At 69.4% G+C, this 16724-nt stretch carries 18 protein-coding genes; 14 read left to right on the top strand and 4 right to left on the bottom strand.

All coding sequences use genetic code 11. The features are described from left to right. Positions 1–14 precede the first annotated feature (14 nt). The gene (locus AB0E98_RS14375) at positions 15–608 is read right to left on the bottom strand and encodes a hypothetical protein (protein WP_361702079.1); all 594 of its coding nucleotides are present in this window, start codon (positions 606–608) and stop codon (positions 15–17) included. Between the two features lie 150 nt (positions 609–758). Between AB0E98_RS14375 and hemL the strand changes: the two genes are divergently transcribed. The 9 genes from hemL to AB0E98_RS14330 all read left to right on the top strand — a co-directional run bounded on the left by hemL (position 759) and on the right by AB0E98_RS14330 (position 9920). Continuing rightward, positions 759–2075, top strand: coding sequence for a glutamate-1-semialdehyde 2,1-aminomutase (gene hemL, locus AB0E98_RS14370; RefSeq protein ID WP_361702077.1), 1317 nt, complete (start codon positions 759–761; stop codon positions 2073–2075). A gap of 32 nt (positions 2076–2107) precedes the next feature. Further along, positions 2108–2755: a histidine phosphatase family protein gene (locus AB0E98_RS14365; RefSeq protein WP_361702134.1), complete on the top strand. Its 648-nt coding sequence runs from the start codon at positions 2108–2110 to the stop codon at positions 2753–2755. A gap of 237 nt (positions 2756–2992) precedes the next feature. Beyond that, entirely contained in the window at positions 2993–4396 is a 1404-nt protein-coding gene (locus tag AB0E98_RS14360) for a hypothetical protein (RefSeq protein ID WP_361702076.1), read from the top strand. Between the two features lie 23 nt (positions 4397–4419). Continuing rightward, positions 4420–5046 (top strand): TlpA disulfide reductase family protein, encoded by a 627-nt coding sequence (locus tag AB0E98_RS14355; RefSeq protein WP_361702074.1) that lies wholly within the window; start codon positions 4420–4422, stop codon positions 5044–5046. An 85-nt stretch (positions 5047–5131) separates the two neighbouring features. Then, positions 5132–5836: a cytochrome c biogenesis protein CcdA gene (locus AB0E98_RS14350; protein ID WP_361702132.1), complete on the top strand. Its 705-nt coding sequence runs from the start codon at positions 5132–5134 to the stop codon at positions 5834–5836. Positions 5837–5839: 3 nt separating this feature from the next. Continuing rightward, positions 5840–7606: a cytochrome c biogenesis protein ResB gene (locus AB0E98_RS14345; protein WP_361702073.1), complete on the top strand. Its 1767-nt coding sequence runs from the start codon at positions 5840–5842 to the stop codon at positions 7604–7606. Further along, positions 7603–8685 carry a c-type cytochrome biogenesis protein CcsB gene (gene ccsB / locus AB0E98_RS14340; RefSeq protein ID WP_361702072.1) on the top strand — a complete coding sequence of 361 codons (1083 nt, stop codon included), beginning with the start codon at positions 7603–7605 and terminating at the stop codon, positions 8683–8685. The genes AB0E98_RS14345 and ccsB overlap by 4 nt, the downstream gene beginning before the upstream one ends. Before the next feature lie 118 nt (positions 8686–8803). Continuing rightward, positions 8804–9361 (top strand): Uma2 family endonuclease, encoded by a 558-nt coding sequence (locus AB0E98_RS14335; protein ID WP_361702070.1) that lies wholly within the window; start codon positions 8804–8806, stop codon positions 9359–9361. A gap of 37 nt (positions 9362–9398) precedes the next feature. Continuing rightward, a complete protein-coding gene (locus AB0E98_RS14330) occupies positions 9399–9920 on the top strand; it encodes an SRPBCC domain-containing protein (RefSeq protein WP_361702069.1) in 522 nt (173 codons plus the stop codon). Here the strand turns inward: AB0E98_RS14330 and AB0E98_RS14325 are convergent. Continuing rightward, positions 9917–10198 carry a PLD nuclease N-terminal domain-containing protein gene (locus AB0E98_RS14325; RefSeq protein WP_311609080.1) on the bottom strand — a complete coding sequence of 94 codons (282 nt, stop codon included), beginning with the start codon at positions 10196–10198 and terminating at the stop codon, positions 9917–9919. The two genes, AB0E98_RS14330 and AB0E98_RS14325, sit on opposite strands and share 4 nt — an antisense overlap. An 87-nt stretch (positions 10199–10285) precedes the next feature. Here AB0E98_RS14325 and AB0E98_RS14320 point away from each other — a divergent pair, with 87 nt between their 5' ends. Then, the gene (locus AB0E98_RS14320; protein WP_361702066.1) at positions 10286–11737 is read left to right on the top strand and encodes a menaquinone biosynthesis decarboxylase; all 1452 of its coding nucleotides are present in this window, start codon (positions 10286–10288) and stop codon (positions 11735–11737) included. Continuing rightward, complete coding sequence (gene mqnP / locus AB0E98_RS14315; protein WP_361702064.1) at positions 11734–12630, top strand: menaquinone biosynthesis prenyltransferase MqnP; 897 nt, start codon at positions 11734–11736, stop codon at positions 12628–12630. The genes AB0E98_RS14320 and mqnP overlap by 4 nt, the downstream gene beginning before the upstream one ends. A gap of 84 nt (positions 12631–12714) precedes the next feature. Here the strand turns inward: mqnP and AB0E98_RS14310 are convergent, their stop codons facing one another. Beyond that, on the bottom strand, positions 12715–13920 hold the full coding sequence (locus tag AB0E98_RS14310) for a hypothetical protein (protein WP_361702062.1): 1206 nt from the start codon (positions 13918–13920) through the stop codon (positions 12715–12717). A 141-nt stretch (positions 13921–14061) separates the two neighbouring features. Here AB0E98_RS14310 and AB0E98_RS14305 point away from each other — a divergent pair, with 141 nt between their 5' ends. Continuing rightward, on the top strand, positions 14062–14754 hold the full coding sequence (locus AB0E98_RS14305) for a UbiX family flavin prenyltransferase (RefSeq protein WP_361702060.1): 693 nt from the start codon (positions 14062–14064) through the stop codon (positions 14752–14754). Here AB0E98_RS14305 and AB0E98_RS14300 read toward each other — a convergent pair. Continuing rightward, positions 14751–14885 (bottom strand): hypothetical protein, encoded by a 135-nt coding sequence (locus AB0E98_RS14300; protein WP_311609166.1) that lies wholly within the window; start codon positions 14883–14885, stop codon positions 14751–14753. The two genes, AB0E98_RS14305 and AB0E98_RS14300, sit on opposite strands and share 4 nt — an antisense overlap. A 139-nt stretch (positions 14886–15024) precedes the next feature. Here AB0E98_RS14300 and AB0E98_RS14295 point away from each other — a divergent pair, with 139 nt between their 5' ends. Together AB0E98_RS14295 and mqnE are read left to right on the top strand one after the other, a co-directional pair. Next, positions 15025–15480, top strand: a complete 456-nt coding sequence (locus AB0E98_RS14295; RefSeq protein ID WP_126914801.1) for an Lrp/AsnC family transcriptional regulator — start codon at positions 15025–15027, stop codon at positions 15478–15480. 59 nt (positions 15481–15539) lie between these two features. Then, positions 15540–16703, top strand: coding sequence for an aminofutalosine synthase MqnE (gene mqnE, locus AB0E98_RS14290; protein ID WP_311609073.1), 1164 nt, complete (start codon positions 15540–15542; stop codon positions 16701–16703). The last annotated feature ends 21 nt before the right edge of the window (positions 16704–16724 follow it).

Raw genomic sequence — 16724 nt, 5'->3', positions numbered from 1 at the left:
GAGGTTGTGGGTCGCTACGGCCAGACCAGGCAGTAGGGCTGGTGGCCGGCCTCGTGCAGCCGGTGGGAGAAGTCCTGCCATTCGTGGAGCAGTTGGTAGACCTCGAAGGCGTCGCGCGGGCCGCCCCGGTCGGGGACCGTGGACCAGATGAAGGCCGCCGCGCCCACCGATTCCTCGCCAATTCCGCGCAGCGGGTCGACGACGGTCATGGGGAGTTTGACGACCGCGTAGTCGGGGTGGAGAACGACCAGTTCGAGCGGGGGAACCTTGTGCAGGGGTATGCCCTCGATGCCGGTGAGGACCATGGCGGCCACGGTCTCCGGTTTGATCCTGGAGAACATCCCGCCCATGCCCAGCTCGTCACCGCCGAGCTCCTCGGGGCGCATGGAGATGGGGACGCGGGCAGCGGTCGCACCGTTCGGTGCCCCGAAGTACTTGTAGGTCACCCCCACCCGGCCACTCCTGCTCGCACCGTTCTCTTCGTGTCGCTCTTCGCGCCGTTCGTCGCGTCGTTCTTCCCGGCGCCGGTGCCGCCCTTTGTTGGCGCGCTCGGCTCGCTCGGGGCCCAGGTCGTCCGTGCCTTCGCCCAGTCCGCCACCGCGATGCATATCTCCACCCGACCGCACATTGCCCGACCGCACATTGAGGCAGCACAGCCCCCGCCGCGCAACCCGATCATCGTCTCAGAGACCTCCCCCGTAGAAGGCGTGCGAAACGCCCGGGCACGACTCGCCGGGGGCTCTGAGACCATGGCTAGCATGAGCTACCCATACACGGCCCCAGTCTCGCAGACGCTTTTCGACCGTGCGTCGGTCGTGACGCCCGGTGGCGTGAACTCTCCGGTGCGCGCGTTCCGCGCCGTGGGCGGTACGCCCCGTTTCATGGTGTCCGGCACCGGTCCGTATCTGACCGACGCGGATGGCCGGGAATATGTGGACCTCGTGTGTTCGTGGGGGCCGATGATTCTCGGCCACTCCCACCCCGAGGTGATCGCCAAGGTCCAGGAGGCCGTGGCGCGGGGAACGTCCTTCGGCACGCCCGGTGAGGGCGAGGTCGCGCTGGCGGAGGAGATCGTCGCGCGGATCGCGCCGGTCGAGCAGGTGCGCCTGGTGTCCTCGGGCACCGAGGCCACGATGTCGGCCATCCGGCTGGCGCGCGGTTTCACGGGCCGCGCCAAGGTGATCAAGTTCGCCGGCTGCTACCACGGTCACGTGGACGCGCTGCTGGCGGCGGCGGGCTCGGGTGTGGCGACCTTCGGGCTGCCGGACACCCCGGGCGTGACCGGCGCGCAGGCCGGCGAGACGATCGTGCTGCCGTACAACGACCTGGAGGCCGTGCGCGAGGCCTTCCGGGCGCACCCGGGCGAGATCGCCTGTGTGATCACGGAGGCGTCGCCGGGCAACATGGGCGTGGTCCCGCCGCTGCCGGGCTTCAACGCGGGCCTGAAGGCGGCCTGTGCCGAGAACGGCGCGCTGTACATCTCCGACGAGGTCATGACGGGCTTCCGGACGAGCCGTGCGGGCTGGTTCGGGGTCGACGGCGTCGAGCCGGACCTGATGACCTTCGGCAAGGTCATGGGCGGCGGCTTCCCGGCGGCGGCCTTCGGCGGTCGCGCCGATGTGATGGCGTACCTGGCACCGGCGGGCCCGGTGTACCAGGCGGGCACCCTCTCCGGTAACCCGGTGGCGACGGCCGCGGGCCTGGCGCAGCTGCGGCTGCTGGACGACGCGGCGTACGAGCGGGTGGACGCGGTCGCGGCGGAGATCGGCTCTCTGGTGACGGAGGCGCTGACGAAGGCGGGTGTGGCGCACCGGCTCCAGACGGCGAGCAACATGTTCTCGGTGTTCTTCACCGAGTCCGAGGTGACGAACTACGCCGAGGCGAAGGCGCAGGAGGCGTTCCGGTTCAACGCCTTCTTCCATTCGATGCTGTCGCAGGGCGTGTATCTTCCGCCGTCGGCGTTCGAGTCGTGGTTCGTCTCGACGACGCATGACGCGGCGGCGATCGAGCGGGTCGCGGCGGCGCTGCCGGCCGCGGCGCGCGCGGCGGCCGAGGCGACGGAGGAGGGCAAGTGAGCGGCACGGGTGACATCACGGTCGTCCATCTGATGCGCCACGGCGAGGTGCACAACCCGGAGGGCGTGCTCTACGGGCGCCGTGCGGGGTACCACCTGTCGGAGCTGGGGCACCGGATGGCGGACCGGGTGGCGGAGCACCTGGCGGACCGGGACGTGACGTATGTGGTCGCGTCGCCGCTGGAGCGGGCGCAGGAGACGGCGACGCCGATCGCGAAGGCGCACGGTCTGGATCTGGCGACGGACGAGCGGCTGATCGAGGCGGCGAACGTCTTCGAGGGCAAGACCTTCGGCGTGGGTGACGGGGCGCTGCGCAAGCCGGCGAACTGGAAGCACCTGACGAACCCCTTCCGTCCGTCGTGGGGTGAGCCGTACGTCGAGCAGGTGGTGCGGATGATGGGCGCGCTGGACGCGGCGAAGGACGCGGCGCGCGGTCATGAGGCCGTGCTGGTCAGCCATCAGCTGCCGATCTGGATCGTGCGGAGCTTCGTGGAGAAGCGGCGGCTGTGGCACGACCCGCGGAAGCGGCAGTGCACGCTGGCGAGCCTGACGACGTTCACCTACCGGGGCGACAAGATCGTTTCGGTGGGGTACAGCGAGCCGGCGCGGGATCTGGTGCCGAGGCATCTGCTGGCGGGTGCGAAGCCGGTCAAGGGTGGTTCCAAGGCGTTCGGGGCCTGACCCGGGTCTGATCCGGGTCTGATCCGGGGTCTGACCCGGGGTCGACCCGGAGTGTGGATGGCGGCGCGGGTGCGCCGGTGGCGTGAGCCCCGGCGCATCCGCGCCGTCGTCTGTCCGAATGCACCCGTTAAGACGGGGAAAACCGCGCAAGCGTCGTAATCCACCGTGCCGTCACCCCTAATGTCCATTTATATGGACGACGTATGGTATGGGGCCGCGAGCACGGACGGAGCCGACATGCGCGAGTTGAGCCGACGCAGCCTGCTCGGAATGGGCGTGGGCCTGGGCACGGCCACCGCGCTGGGCGCGATGGCCGGCTGCTCGGACGGGCCGTCCGGCACCTCCGGTACGGGCGTCCGCCCCAAGGCGCGGGCGAGCGCGGAGGCGAAGGCCCGGACGAAGCTGATCGGCGACGGTTCCACGGCCGACACCGGGCCGCAGCCCAATCAGCCGTCGAAGCCGGTGCCGCTGGAGCCGGGGGAGCGGCCGCCCCAGTTCGTGATCTTCTCGTGGGACGGGGCGGGGGAGGTCGGCAACGGTCTCTTCCCCCGCTTCCGCAAGCTCGCCCGGGACCACGGCGCCCGTATGACGTTCTTCCTCTCCGGCATCTACCTCCTGCCGGAGTCCAAGCAGCGGATGTACGAGCCGCCGAACAACTCTCCCGGCGCCTCCGACATCGGCTACCTCTCCGACGAGCACATCCGGGCGACGCTGAAGAACCTGCGCGCGGCGTGGCTGGAGGGCCATGAGGTCGGCACGCACTTCAACGGGCACTTCTGCTCGGGCCACGGCTCGGTGGCGCACTGGACGCCCGAGGACTGGGAGTCGGAGATCGACCAGGCCGTCTCCTTCGTCACCCGCTGGCGCACCCTCACCGGCTTCACCGACCTGGAACCGCTGCCCTTCGACTACCGCAAGGAGCTCATCGGCGGCCGTACGCCCTGTCTGCTGAACCAGGACGGCCTGCTGCCGACCGCCCGGCGGCTGGGCTGGCGCTACGACGCGAGCTCCTCGGGCGGCGAGCAGGTGTGGCCCCGCAGGAAGCAGGGCCTGTGGGACCTTCCGCTCCAGCAGATGCCCTTTCCCGGGCACTCCTTCGAGGTCCTGTCCATGGACTACAACATCCTCGCCAACCAGTCGAAGAACACGACGCGGGGCGTGCCCGCCCACTACGCGGGCTGGCGCCGGCAGGCCGTCGAGTCGTACATCGCGGGGTTCGACCGGGCGTACGAGACGAATCGGGCACCCTTCTTCGTCGGCAACCACTTCGAGGAATGGAACGGGGGGATCTATATGGACGCCGTGGAGGAGGCGTTCAAGTACATGGCGGACGACAGGCGCAAGGACGTCCGGGTCGTGTCCTTCCGGCAGTTCGTGGACTGGCTCGACGTGCAGAGCCCGGCGGTCCTCGCGCAGCTGCGCCAGCTCGACGTGGGCGAGAAGTGGCATCCCCGGGCGGGTGGTGGCGGGAGCGGCAGCCGGCCGTGGAACCGGGGCGACACCCCCGCGCCGCGCGGTGAGGCGCCCGTCGGGCCGAAGGCCGGAGAGGTGCCCGTGGGGCCCAAGGGCGGTGACGTGCCGACGGCTCCCGCGGCCAACAAAGGGCGCGACGACTCCGAGGGGGGTGCGGAAGATCCCTAAACTGCCCATGCGAAACTTTTCACATGAGTGCCCGCCGCGCCTTTCGACGCCCACTTTCCCGCCGTCGTTCCACCGTGCCGGCCGCTGTCGTCGCCATCACGGCGGCGCTGACGCTCAGCGCCTGTGGCTCGGGGGGCAGCTCGGGCGGCGGGGGACAGACCCAGTTCGTCCAGGGCCAGGGCGGCGTGGACGTCGTCAAGGACCGCGCCGGCAGGCAGTCGGCGCCGGAGCTGTCCGGCAAGACCGTCGACGGCAAGGAACTCGACGTCGCCAAGGCGTACAAGGGAAAGATCGTCGTCCTTAACGTCTGGGGATCGTGGTGCTCGCCCTGCCGGGCCGAGGCCAAGAACCTGGTGACCGTCGCCAACGCCTACAAGGACAAGGGCGTGGAGTTCGTCGGCCTCGACACCCGCGACCCCGACCCGGCCCCGGCGATGGCCTTCGAGAAGGAGTTCGAGGTTCCCTACCCGAGCCTCTACGACTCCGCCGGAAAGCTCCTGCTGCGCTTCCCCAAGGGCAGCCTCAACCCGCAGGCCATCCCCTCCACGGTCTTCATCGACCGCGACGGGAAGATCGCGGCCCGCGCGCTCAAGGCGCTGAGCGAGGAAGACCTGCGCCGGACGCTCGACCCGCTGGTCGCGGAGAAGTGACGTCGTGACCACCGCGACCCCTGTGCTCACCACGCTCGCCGCCGCCGGCGATGTGAACCAGACGGTGCTCTCCGGAGCCTTGCTGATGGCCCTGCCGGTGGCGCTGCTCGGCGGTCTCGTCTCCTTCTTCTCGCCGTGCGTGCTGCCGCTCGTGCCCGGCTACCTCTCCTACGTCACGGGGGTCGGCGGCGCGGACCTCGCCGAGACCCGGCGGGGCCGGATGGTCGCCGGGTCCTCGCTGTTCGTGCTGGGCTTCTCGGCCGTCTTCGTCTCCACCGGCGCGCTGTTCGGCTACTTCGGCACGACGCTGCAGGAGTACAAAGACCCGATCAACCTCGTCCTCGGCGGGCTGACGATCGTGCTCGGCCTGGGCTTCATGGGCGCCTTCAACCTCTTCGGGCAGCGCGAGTTCCGCTTCCACACCCGGCCCGCGATGGGCCTGGCCGGAGCGCCCCTGCTCGGGGTGCTCTTCGGCCTGGGCTGGACCCCGTGCATCGGGCCGACGCTGGCGGCCGTGAACTCGCTGTCGTTCAGCCAGGCCAGCGCCGGCCGCGGCGCGCTGCTCACCGTCGCCTACTGCGTGGGCCTGGGCCTGCCCTTCGTCCTCGCCGCGATCGCCTTCCGGCGCGCGCTCGGCGCCTTCGGCTGGGTCAAGAAGCACTACGCGTGGGTCATGCGCCTCGGCGGCGGCATGCTCGTCGTGGTCGGCCTGCTCCTGGTCACAGGATTGTGGGACAGCATGGTCCAGGACCTTCAGACGTGGTCGTCGCGCTACACCCCCGGGATCTGATCAATGGCCAAGACCAACGACTCCACCGATACCTCCCCGCTGGACGAGGCGGCGGTATCGGCCCTGTCCACGGCCCCCGCCGAGGACGGCGCCGGTGACGACGGCAAGGCCGTCCCCGGCTCGTTCGGCGGCGTCCGCAAGCCCGGCCTCCTGGGCGCGCTCGGCTGGGGCGTCCGTGAGACCACCGGCTGGGTGCGCTGGGTCTGGCGGCAGCTGACCTCGATGCGGGTCGCGCTGATCCTGCTCTTCCTGCTGTCCCTGGCCACGATCCCCGGCTCGCTCGTCCCGCAGACCAGCGTCGACGCGCTCAAGGCCCAGCAGTGGAAGGACGACCACGAGACCCTGGCGTCGCTCTACGACAAGCTCGGGCTCTTCCACGTCTACAGCTCGGTGTGGTTCTCCGCGATCTACATCCTGCTGTTCATCTCGCTGATCGGCTGCATCGTCCCGCGCACCTGGCAGTTCGTCGGCCAGCTGCGCGGCCGTCCGCCGGCCGCCCCCCGCAACCTCACCCGGATGCCCGCCCACGCCACCTGGCACACGGACGCGAAGCCCGAGCAGGTGGTCGCGGCGGCCGAGAAGCTCCTCAAGCGCCGCCGCTTCCGCGTCGAGCGGAGCGCGGGCTCCGTCGGCGCCGAGAAGGGCTATCTGCGCGAGGCCGGCAACCTCCTCTTCCACATCTCCCTGATCGTGATGCTGGTGGCCTTCGCCTCCGGCCAGCTGTGGAAGTCCGAGGGCGGCAAGCTCGTCGTCGAGGGCGACGGCTTCTCGAACACCCTCACCCAGTACGACGACTTCAAGTCCGGCACCCTCTTCCGCCCGGACGACCTCGACAAGTTCAGCTTCTACCTGGACAGCTTCTCCGGGAGCTACGAGCGCACCGGCCCCCAGAAGGGCACCCCGCGCGACTACGCCGCCCACATCACCTACTACGAGGGCGCCGACGGCCCGGCCCGCAAGGCCACCATCAAGGTGAACGAGCCGCTGGAGACGGGCGGCTCGAAGGTCTACCTCATCGGCCACGGCTACGCTCCGATGGTGACCGTCAAGGACGGCCGGGGGAACATCGCCTTCCGGGGCCCCATGCCCTCGCTGCCGCTGGACAGCAATGTCACCGAGACCAGTGTCGCCAAGGTCGGCGACTACCGGGACAAGGACGGCAACAAGACCCAGATCGGCTTCAAGGGCAACTTCGTGCCGACGCTGGACCTGAAGACCGGGATGATGGCCTCCCAGTTCCCGGCGCTGGACAACCCCGCCCTGGTGCTCACCGCCTACTCCGGCAGCCTCGGCACCGACTCCGGCATGCCGCAGAACGTCTACCAGCTCGACGTGACCAAGATGAAGCAGTTCAAGGAGAAGGACGGCTCGCCCTTCGCCAAGCTGCTCAAGGTCGGCGACACGATGACGCTCCCCGACGGCGGCTCGCTGCACTTCGACACCATCAAGGAGTGGGCGACCTTCCAGGTCTCCCAGAAGCCCGGCACCGAGCTCGCCCTGACCGGTGCCGTCGCCGCGCTGCTGGGCCTGGCCGGCTCGCTGTTCATCCAGCGCCGCCGGGTCTGGGTGCGGGCCACGGCCGGCGCCGACGGCCGTACGGTCGTGGAGCTGGCCGGACTCGGCCGCAGCGAGTCCGCCCGGCTGCCCGAGGAGCTCGCCTCCCTCGCCGCCGCCCTCCAGCCCGCCGCCCCGCCCGCCGCGACCGAAGCCGTCGAAGCGGACGAAGCCGCCCACGACCCCGCCGAACCGTCCGAAGGAGCGCGCGCGTGAATCTCGCCGCCGCAACCAACGAGAACCTGGCCAACATCAGCAATGTGCTGGTGTATTCGGCCATGGCCGTCTACACCCTGGCCTTCCTCGCGCACATCACCGAGTGGGTCTTCGGCAGCCGCAGCGCCGTCGGCCGCACCGCCGCCGCGATCACCACGGAGGCGGCCGGCTCCCCGGTGACCGTCACCGTCAAGAAGGCGCAGGGCGGCGGCACGGCCGTCCTGGAGCGCCCCGAGGTCGTCACGCGTGCCGCCCCCGGCAGCCGTGACGTGCCCGACGGCCCCGGCGCGGCCGGCGGCAGCGAGAAGGGCGACCTGTACGGCCGGATCGCCGTCTCGCTGACCGTCCTCGCGTGGGTCCTCCACGTGGGCTGCGTGCTCACCCGCGCGCTGTCCGTGCAGCGGGCGCCGTGGGGCAACATGTACGAGTTCTCCACGACCTTCGCCATGGTGGCCGTCGGTGTCTACCTGGGCCTGCTCGTCGCGAAGAAGAACATCGGCTGGCTGGGCCTGCCGCTGGTCACCACGGTCCTGCTCGACCTGGGCCTCGCCGTCTCGGTGCTCTACACCGCCAGCGACCAGCTGGTGCCCGCGCTGCACTCGTACTGGCTGTGGATCCACGTCTCCTGCGCGATCTTCTGCGGCGCCGCGATGTACGTCGCCGCGGTCTCCACGCTCTTCTACCTCTTCCGCGACAGCTACGAGGCCAAGCTCGCGGCGGGCCAGGACGCGGGCGGCGCCTGGGGCAACGTCCTCTCCCGGCTGCCCTCGGCCGCCACGCTCGACAAGTTCGCCTACCGCATCAACGCGACGATCTTCCCGCTGTGGACGTTCACGATCATCGCGGGCGCGATCTGGGCCGAGGCCGCCTGGGGCCGCTACTGGGGCTGGGACCCCAAGGAGGTCTGGTCCTTCATCACCTGGGTCGCCTACGCCTGCTACCTCCACGCCCGCGCCACCGCCGGCTGGAAGGGCCGCAAGGCCGCCTACCTGGCCCTGCTCGCCTTCGCCTGCTACCTCTTCAACTACTACGGCGTGAACATCCTGCTGAGCGGCAAGCACTCGTACGCGGGCGTCTGATCCCGTACGGTGCGGTTCTGTCAAGGCCCGCTTCCCCCGATCGGGGGAAGCGGGCCTTTGTGCGAGCAGGGGACGGGCGTGCGTCCATAGACTCGAATGCGACAAGGGGAGGTGCCGGATGGCGGCTGTACGGGACTCGGCTGAGCTCGACGCGATGTTCGATGAGATCGAGAACCTCAATCTGCCTGCGGACTACCGGGTGGAGATCATCGAGGGGGAGATCGTCATCAATCCGCAGCGCAAGGTGCATTCCACGATCATCAGGTTGCTGAGCAGGGCCTTGGAAGACGTGTTCGGCCTGACCGCCAACATCCTCTGGGACGTGCGCATCGACTTTCCTGGTGTGCTCAACGGTTACGTCCCGGATGTGGCCCTGGTCAGGGAGGGCGCGGAGGAGGACGAAAAGGGGAACCACGACTACCGAGACGTCGAGTTCATCGCGGAAGTCGTATCGAAAGGCAGCCGGCGCGATGACTACACAGCCAAGCTGAATGTCTATGCCGCCGCAGGTGTGCCCACCTACCTGATCGCTGACCCCATGACCGGCCTGGTGCACGTCTACCGCGAGCCGCGCGAAGGCAAGTACGTCGATGAGTCGGGTTACGCCTTTGGGACCGCATTCACTCTGCCTTACCCGAAGGTCGCCATCGACACATCCCTCTGGCCCCGCGACTGACGCGCGCCCCGCGCCCGGTCGTGTTAGACGTGGACGTATGGAGATCCCCTCCCCCTACGGCGCGTCCGAGACCCAGGGCGACGTCCACACCCTGCGCTACGAGCTGTCGATCCCGTACCCCGTCGACGAGGTGTGGGACGCGATCGCCACGCCCGACGGGCTGCCCACCTGGCTGGCCGTCGCCGATCCGTTCGAGCGGCGCGAGGGCGGGGAGATCACGCTGCGCTGGCAGAACACCGACGCGCAGGGCCATGCCACGGTGGCTCCGGGGCGGGTGACGGCCTGGGAGCCCAAGCGGCTCGTCGAGTACACCGTCGCTATCCACGGGCGCGTCCGCTTCGAGCTGGAGCCCGGCCCGCTGGGCGTCGGCGGGACGCTGCTGCACTTCACCAATGAGATGACCGGGCCCGACGACGTACGCCTGGACTGCCTGGCCGGATGGCACCACCACTTCGAGTACCTGCTCCAGGCGCTCGGCGGCACCCCCGCGGACTGGTCGGGGTGGACCCTGGACCGCTGGCGCGAACTGCGCGACCGGTACCGGGAAGGCCCGGGTTAGCCCTTGGGTCCGTCCTCGTCGGGCCGCAGCGAGCGCAGGAACTCCGGATTGTCGTCCGGGGCCACCCAGCGCTGCCGCTCCGGGCGCGTGCGCGCCTTGGGGCGCCCCGCGACCAGCCAGGCCACCGGGCCCACCAGGACCTCGCCGAAGAGCAGGATGACGAACACCCACGCCAGCTTCGGCAGGCCCCGCACCTCGTTCTCGGGAGTGTTGAGGCAGTCGATGAAGGCGTAGATCCACAACGCCAGGACCAGCAGGATCGGCAGATACCTGAGCATGGCGGCGGCCCCCGGAGTGTGGTGCTTCGGGCCGCTTCGCGGCCCCCGTGACGGCTCCAGGGTAGTGCGTGCTCGATACTGGAACGTATGGCTTACGACGATCTTCGCTCGTTCCTCCGGGCACTGGAGCGCGATGGCGATCTCAAGCGCATCAAGGCCGAAGTCGACCCGTACCTGGAGATCGGGGAGATCGTCGACAGAGTGAACAAAGCGGGTGGGCCCGCGCTGCTCTTCGAGAACGTCAAGGGCGCGGCCATGCCGCTCGCCATGAACGTCTTCGGCACCGACCGCCGGCTCCTCAAGGCGCTCGGCCTGAAGTCCTACGAGGAGATCAGCGAGAAGATCGGCGGGCTGCTCAAGCCGGAGCTCCCGCAGGGCTTCGTCGGCATGCGCGAGGCCTTCGGCAAGCTCGGCGCGATGGCGCACGTGCCGCCGCGGAAGGTCAAGGAGGCGCCCGTCCAGGAGGTGGTCCTCACCGGCGACGACGTGGACCTCGACCAGCTTCCGGCGCTCTTCACCTGGCCCGAGGACGGCGGCTCCTTCTTCAACCTGGGCCTCACCCACACCAAGCACCCCGAGACCGGCGTCCGCAACCTCGGCCTCTACCGACTCCAGCGCCACGACAAGCGCACCATCGGCATGCACTGGCAGATCCACAAGGACAGCCGCAACCACTACCAGGTGGCCGCCAAGCGCGGCGAGCGGCTGCCGGTCGCGATCGCCTTCGGCTGCCCGCCGGCCGTGACGTACGCGTCCACCGCGCCGCTGCCCGGCGACATCGACGAGTACCTCTTCGCGGGCTTCATCCAGGGCAAGCGGATCGAGATGGTCGACTGCAAGACCGTCCCGCTCCAGGTCCCGGCCAACGCCGAGGTCGTCATCGAGGGCTGGCTGGAACCGGGGAAGATGCTGCCGGAAGGCCCGTTCGGCGACCACACGGGCTTCTACACGCCGCAGGAGGACTTCCCGGCGCTCACCATCGACTGCGTCACGATGCGGCGACGCCCGCTGCTCCAGTCGATCGTCGTCGGCCGTCCGCCGACCGAGGACGGCCCGCTGGGCCGGGCCACGGAGCGGTTCTTCCTGCCGCTGCTGAAGGTGATCGTCCCGGACATCGTGGACTACCACCTGCCGGAGGCCGGCGGTTTCCACAACTGCGCGATCGTCTCGATCGACAAGAAGTACCCCAAGCACGCCCAGAAGGTCATGCACGCCGTCTGGGGCGCGCACATGATGTCGCTGACCAAGCTGATCATCGTGGTGGACTCCGACTGCGACGTCCACGATCTCCACGAGGTGGCCTGGCGCGCGCTGGGCAACACGGACTACAGCCGTGACCTGACCGTCGTCGAGGGCCCCGTGGACCATCTCGACCACGCCTCCTACCAGCAGTTCTGGGGCGGCAAGGCGGGCATCGACGCGACCGCGAAGTGGCCCGAGGAGGGCTACACCCGCGACGGGGGCTGGCCGAACATGGTCGAGTCGGACCCGGAGACGGCGGCGACAGTCGACCGCCGGTGGAAGGAGTACGGGCTGTGACCACGGCCGCAGTCGCCCAGCCGGGCCGGACGAAGGCGTTCCTGCGCCTCGTCATGATCGAGCACTCGGTCTTCGCACTGCCCTTCGCCTACATCGCCGCCCTGACGGCGATGTTCCAGCTCGACCGGAACATCCACTGGGTGCGGCTGCTGCTGATCACCGTCGCCATGGTGGGGCTGCGCACGTTCGCGATGGCCTGCAACCGCATCATCGACCGTGAGATCGACGCCCGTAATCCGCGCACGGCGAACCGGGAGCTGGTCACGGGCGCGGTGTCGGTGCGCTCGGCGTGGACCGGGGCGGGGGTGGCCGTGGTCTTCTTCCTCGGCGCCGCCGCGCTGCTGAATCCTCTGTGCCTGGCGCTCGCGCCGATCGCCGTGATCCCGATGGTGGTCTATCCGTACGGCAAGCGCTTCACCGACTTCCCGCACGCGATCCTGGGGCTCGCCCAGGCCATGGGCCCGGTGGGCGCGTGGCTGGCGGTCACGGGGGAGTGGTCCTGGGACGCGGTGGTCCTGGGGCTGGCGGTCGGCGTGTGGATCGGCGGCTTCGACCTGATCTTCGCCTGCCAGGACGTGGCCGCCGACCGTGCCCACGGCGTGAAGTCCACCCCGGCCCGCTTCGGCATCCCGGCCGCCCTGTACGGCGCCCGGGTCAGCCACGCCGTCACCACGGCGCTGCTGGTCTGGTACGCGCTGGCCACGCACGCGGGCGTGTTCTTCTGGGCGGGCCTGGTCGTGGTCGCCGGGGCGTTCCTGTACGAGCACACGATCGTCAAGCCGCACGACCTGTCCCGGCTGAACCGGGCGTTCTTCACCGTCAACGGCTTCATCGGCATCGCGCTCTTCGTGTGCGCCCTGCTGGACCTGCTGGTGCGCGGCCTGACGGTCTGACCGCGTTCCCACCGACGCCGAAAGGGCGGCCCACCGGAAGGCGGGCCGCCCTTTCGCGTGGGTACGGGCCGTGTGTACGGGCCGTCAGACGGACTTGCTGAACGGGTCGTGCGCGCCGCCGCCCAGGGGGCCGCCGCCGAAGGGGCTGTTCGCGTCGCTGCCGAACGGGCTCTTCGCGCCGCCCTCCGCGCCGCCGCCCATGAAGGCGAACATGGCCGCGCCCATCAGATCCTGCGGCTTGAGCTCCTTGGCGCCGGCGGGGGCCTCGATCTTCTCCGAGCCGCCCTTGAAGCCGATGGTCACCGGAAGCTCGCCCTTGGCGTCCTTGTCGAGCTTGGCGGCGTCGAAGGACAGGGCGGAGAGCATGCCGTCCTTGACGGCCACGTCGACGGTGACGTCCTTGTCCGGGGCGTCCTCCCACTTGGAGAACTTGTCGAAGCGCTTGCTGCCGAGCTTGTCCTTCAGCGGCTTGAGGCCCTCGACGACCTGCTTGCCGACGGTCTTCGCGTTGGCGGTGACCTTGACGTGGTCGGCGCCGCCCTTCGAGCCCGCGTCAGCGAACTTGGCGTTGTCCATCAGGGCCTTGCGCATGGCCTCCAGGGCCTGCTTCTGGGTCGCCGGGTCGAGCGAGTCGTTCAGCGAGCCCTTCCCCGAGGTGCCCTTGTCCTTGCCGAAGGACTTGCCGAACTCCTCGAAGGACTTGGGGTCCAGGGACACCCAGTCGCCCTTCACGGCGCCCTTGACGGCGTCCAGGGACGGCGGGAGCCGGTCGGCCTTCTTCAGGAACTCGTCCAGGGTCTGCTTGCCCTTGGAGCCCTTGCGCTTCTCGCTCTTCTCGCCGAACTCGGCGAGGGCCTTGAGGTCGCCGCGCAGATAGAGCTTCTGCGACACGCCACGGAACTCGACCAGCGGCTTGTCGCCGTCCTTCTTGGCGAGCTTGAACGTCACTGCGCCGTTCTTGTCGCCCTTCTTGACGTCCTTGAGCGGCTTGTCGTTGCTGATCGCGAAGGAGAGCTTCAGGCTCGCCAGCGTCTCGGCGTCGGAGCGCTGGAAGTCGTCCTCGCCCTTCAGCGCCTCGTAGAGCTTGTCGGCGCCGGCGTCGAAGCCGAAGTCGGCGGAGACGGCCTTCTGGCCGCTCAGCTTGTCGAAGGCCCGCTCGACCTTCGCCTCGGGGCTCAGCTTCTCGGTGGGGTCGCAGGCGACGGACGCGGCGGCGACGAGAGCGACGCAGCCGGCGGCGGCCAGACCCTTGCGCGTGGTGTGAATGACGTTCCCCCTGGACCGTTCCATTTATACGAAGGTCACTTAAGTCCAGGACGAATAGGCATGTCAAAGGACTATTCCGCCAAGACGCCGTCAAGACGCGCGGTCGGCCACCCCCGTCCGGGACACCGGCGGGAGCGCCCGCGGTGTCCGGATAGGCTCGATCCCGTGGAGCCGTACGAACACACGAAGCGACGCCGGCCCTGGGTGGTCGGGGTCTCCGGCGCGTCCGGGACGCCCTACGCGGCAGCCGTGGTGCGCGGTCTGCTGGCGGCCGGCGAGGCGGTGGACCTGGTGGTCAGCCGGGCCGCCAGGCTGACGCTGCTGGACGAGACCGGGATCCGCTTCCGGGACGGGCACTGGGAGCGGGACCTCGCGAGCTGGCTCGCGCTGGGCGCGGACGGCAAGGAGCACTTCGCCGTCGACGAGGCGGCCTTGGCCGATGTCCGTCACTGGGCGGCCGGGGATCTGGCCGCCGGACCGTCCTCCGGCTCGTATCCCGTCAAGGGGATGCTGATCGTCCCGGCGAGCACCGCCTGTGTGGCGGGAGTGGCGCTGGGACTCTCGAAGGATCTGCTTCAGCGCGTGGCGAGCGTGACGCTGAAGGAGCGTCGGCCGTTGATCGTCGCGGTGCGCGAGACACCGCTCAGCGGGCAGACGCTCCGGCAGCTCGTGGCGCTCGACGACGCGGGAGCCGTGGTGCTGCCCGCTTCGCCGGCGTTCTACGCGGGGGCGACGCACATCCAGGATCTGGTGGACTTCGTCGCCGGGCGGGTGCTGGACGCGGCGGAAGTGCCGCACCGGCTGTACCGCCGCTGGGAAGGAGAGCTCGGTGGAGCGAGCGCTCGTGAGGAGGGCTAGCGCTTCTTGGCGCGCGGGAAGCGGATCTTCCCCGCGGGGCGCGGAGCCGGGGCGGACTGGTGGGCACGCGAGCGGTTGGCCAGGTCCTGGAGCTCGCGCATGCGGGCGTAGGCCATCTCGATCGAGTACACGGGCTCTTCACTCCTGAAGATCGAAGGATCGTCGTTGATTCGCTGATCTGGTGAAAGATTGTCGGGGTCTGGAACCCCGTACACCTTAGATTCTACACTGAAACCGGCGAGTTCGCTGATTATTGAAAGGTGCCAGGCTATGGACGCGGTGGACAGGCAGCTCATCCAGGCGTTGCGGGAGAACGGCCGTGCCTCGTACGCGGAGCTGGGCAGGCTCGTCGGCCTGTCCGGGCCGAGCGTCACGGACCGGATCAACCGTCTGGAGGCGGCGGGCGTCATCACGGGCTACCGCGCGACCGTGAACGCGGCCTCGCTGGGCCTGGGCGTCACCGCCCTGATCGGTATCCAGCTCTCCGACGCCGCCGACCACGAGGACGTGGCGCGCCGACTGCGGGACCTGGAGGAGATCGAGGACTGCTGGTTCATCGCCGGCGACGACTCCTACATGCTCAAGGTCCGGGTCGGCGACGTGGACGGGCTGGAGCGCACCATCCGCCGGCTCTCCGGCACCAAGGGCGTCAGCCGCACCCGCACCACGATCGTGCTCTCCACCAAGTGGGAGAACCGCGTGGGTGAGCTGCCCGAGGACGTGTGAGGGCGGGGGAGTAATCTCGACGGGGTTGCGAAATCGGATGTATCGGAGAGGGCGTACGCATGGACACCGGACTCAAGCGTGAGCTCGAGGAGAAGGTCTACGCGGGCGAGCGGCTCACCCGCGAGGACGGCATCGCCCTCTACGAGTCCGACGACCTGGCCTGGCTGGGCGGGCTCGCCCACCACGTCCGGACGCAGAAGAACGGCGACGTCGTCCACTTCAACGTCAACCGTCACCTCAACATGACCAACGTGTGCACGGCGTCGTGCGCGTACTGCTCGTTCCAGCGCAAGCCGGGCGAGAAGGACGCGTACACGATGCGCATCGAGGAAGCCGTCCGCCTGGCCAAGGCCATGGAGAGCGAGAACCTCACCGAGCTGCACATCGTCAACGGCCTCCACCCCACGCTGCCCTGGCGCTACTACCCGCGCTCGCTGCGCGCGCTCAAGGAGGCGCTGCCGAACGTCTCCCTGAAGGCCTTCACCGCCACCGAGATCCAGCACTTCGAGAAGATCTCCGGGCTGCCCGCCGACGAGATCCTCGACGAGCTGATCGACGCCGGTCTGGAGTCGCTGACCGGCGGTGGCGCGGAGATCTTCGACTGGGAGGTGCGGCAGCACATCGTCGACCACGACACCCACTGGGAGGACTGGTCGCGCATCCACCGCCTCGCCCACTCCAAGGGCCTCAAGGGCCCGGCGACGATGCTCTACGGGCACATCGAGGAGCCGCGCCACCGCGTGGACCACGTGCTGCGCCTGCGTGAGCTCCAGGACGAGACCGGTGGCTTCCACGTCTTCATCCCGCTGCGCTACCAGCACGACTTCGTGGACATGAAGGACGGCAAGATCCGCAACCGGCTCCAGGCGCGGACCTCGATGGCCACGGGCGCCGAGGCGCTGAAGACCTTCGCCGTCTCCCGGCTGCTGTTCGACAACGTCCCGCACGTCAAGGTCTTCTGGGTGATGCACGGTGTGCAGACCGCCCAGCTCGCGCTCCAGCACGGCGCGGACGACATGGACGGCTCGGTCGTCGAGTACAAGATCACTCACGACGCCGACAACTACGGCACGCCGAACAAGCTCACCCGTGACGATCTGCTGGAGCTGATCCGCGACGCCGGTTTCCGCCCGGTGGAGCGCAACACCCGTTACGAGACCATCCGTGAGTACCCGGGCCCGGACGCCTCGCTGCGGGAGTCGCCGCAGCCGATGCGGCTCTGAGATCCACTTCTGGGCGTGCTG

Source organism: Streptomyces sp. NPDC037389 (assembly GCF_040636475.1).
Lineage (GTDB): Bacteria > Actinomycetota > Actinomycetes > Streptomycetales > Streptomycetaceae > Streptomyces > Streptomyces hesseae.
Note: the sequence above shows the minus strand (reverse complement) of the source record. Positions and strands in the feature narration are given on the sequence as shown.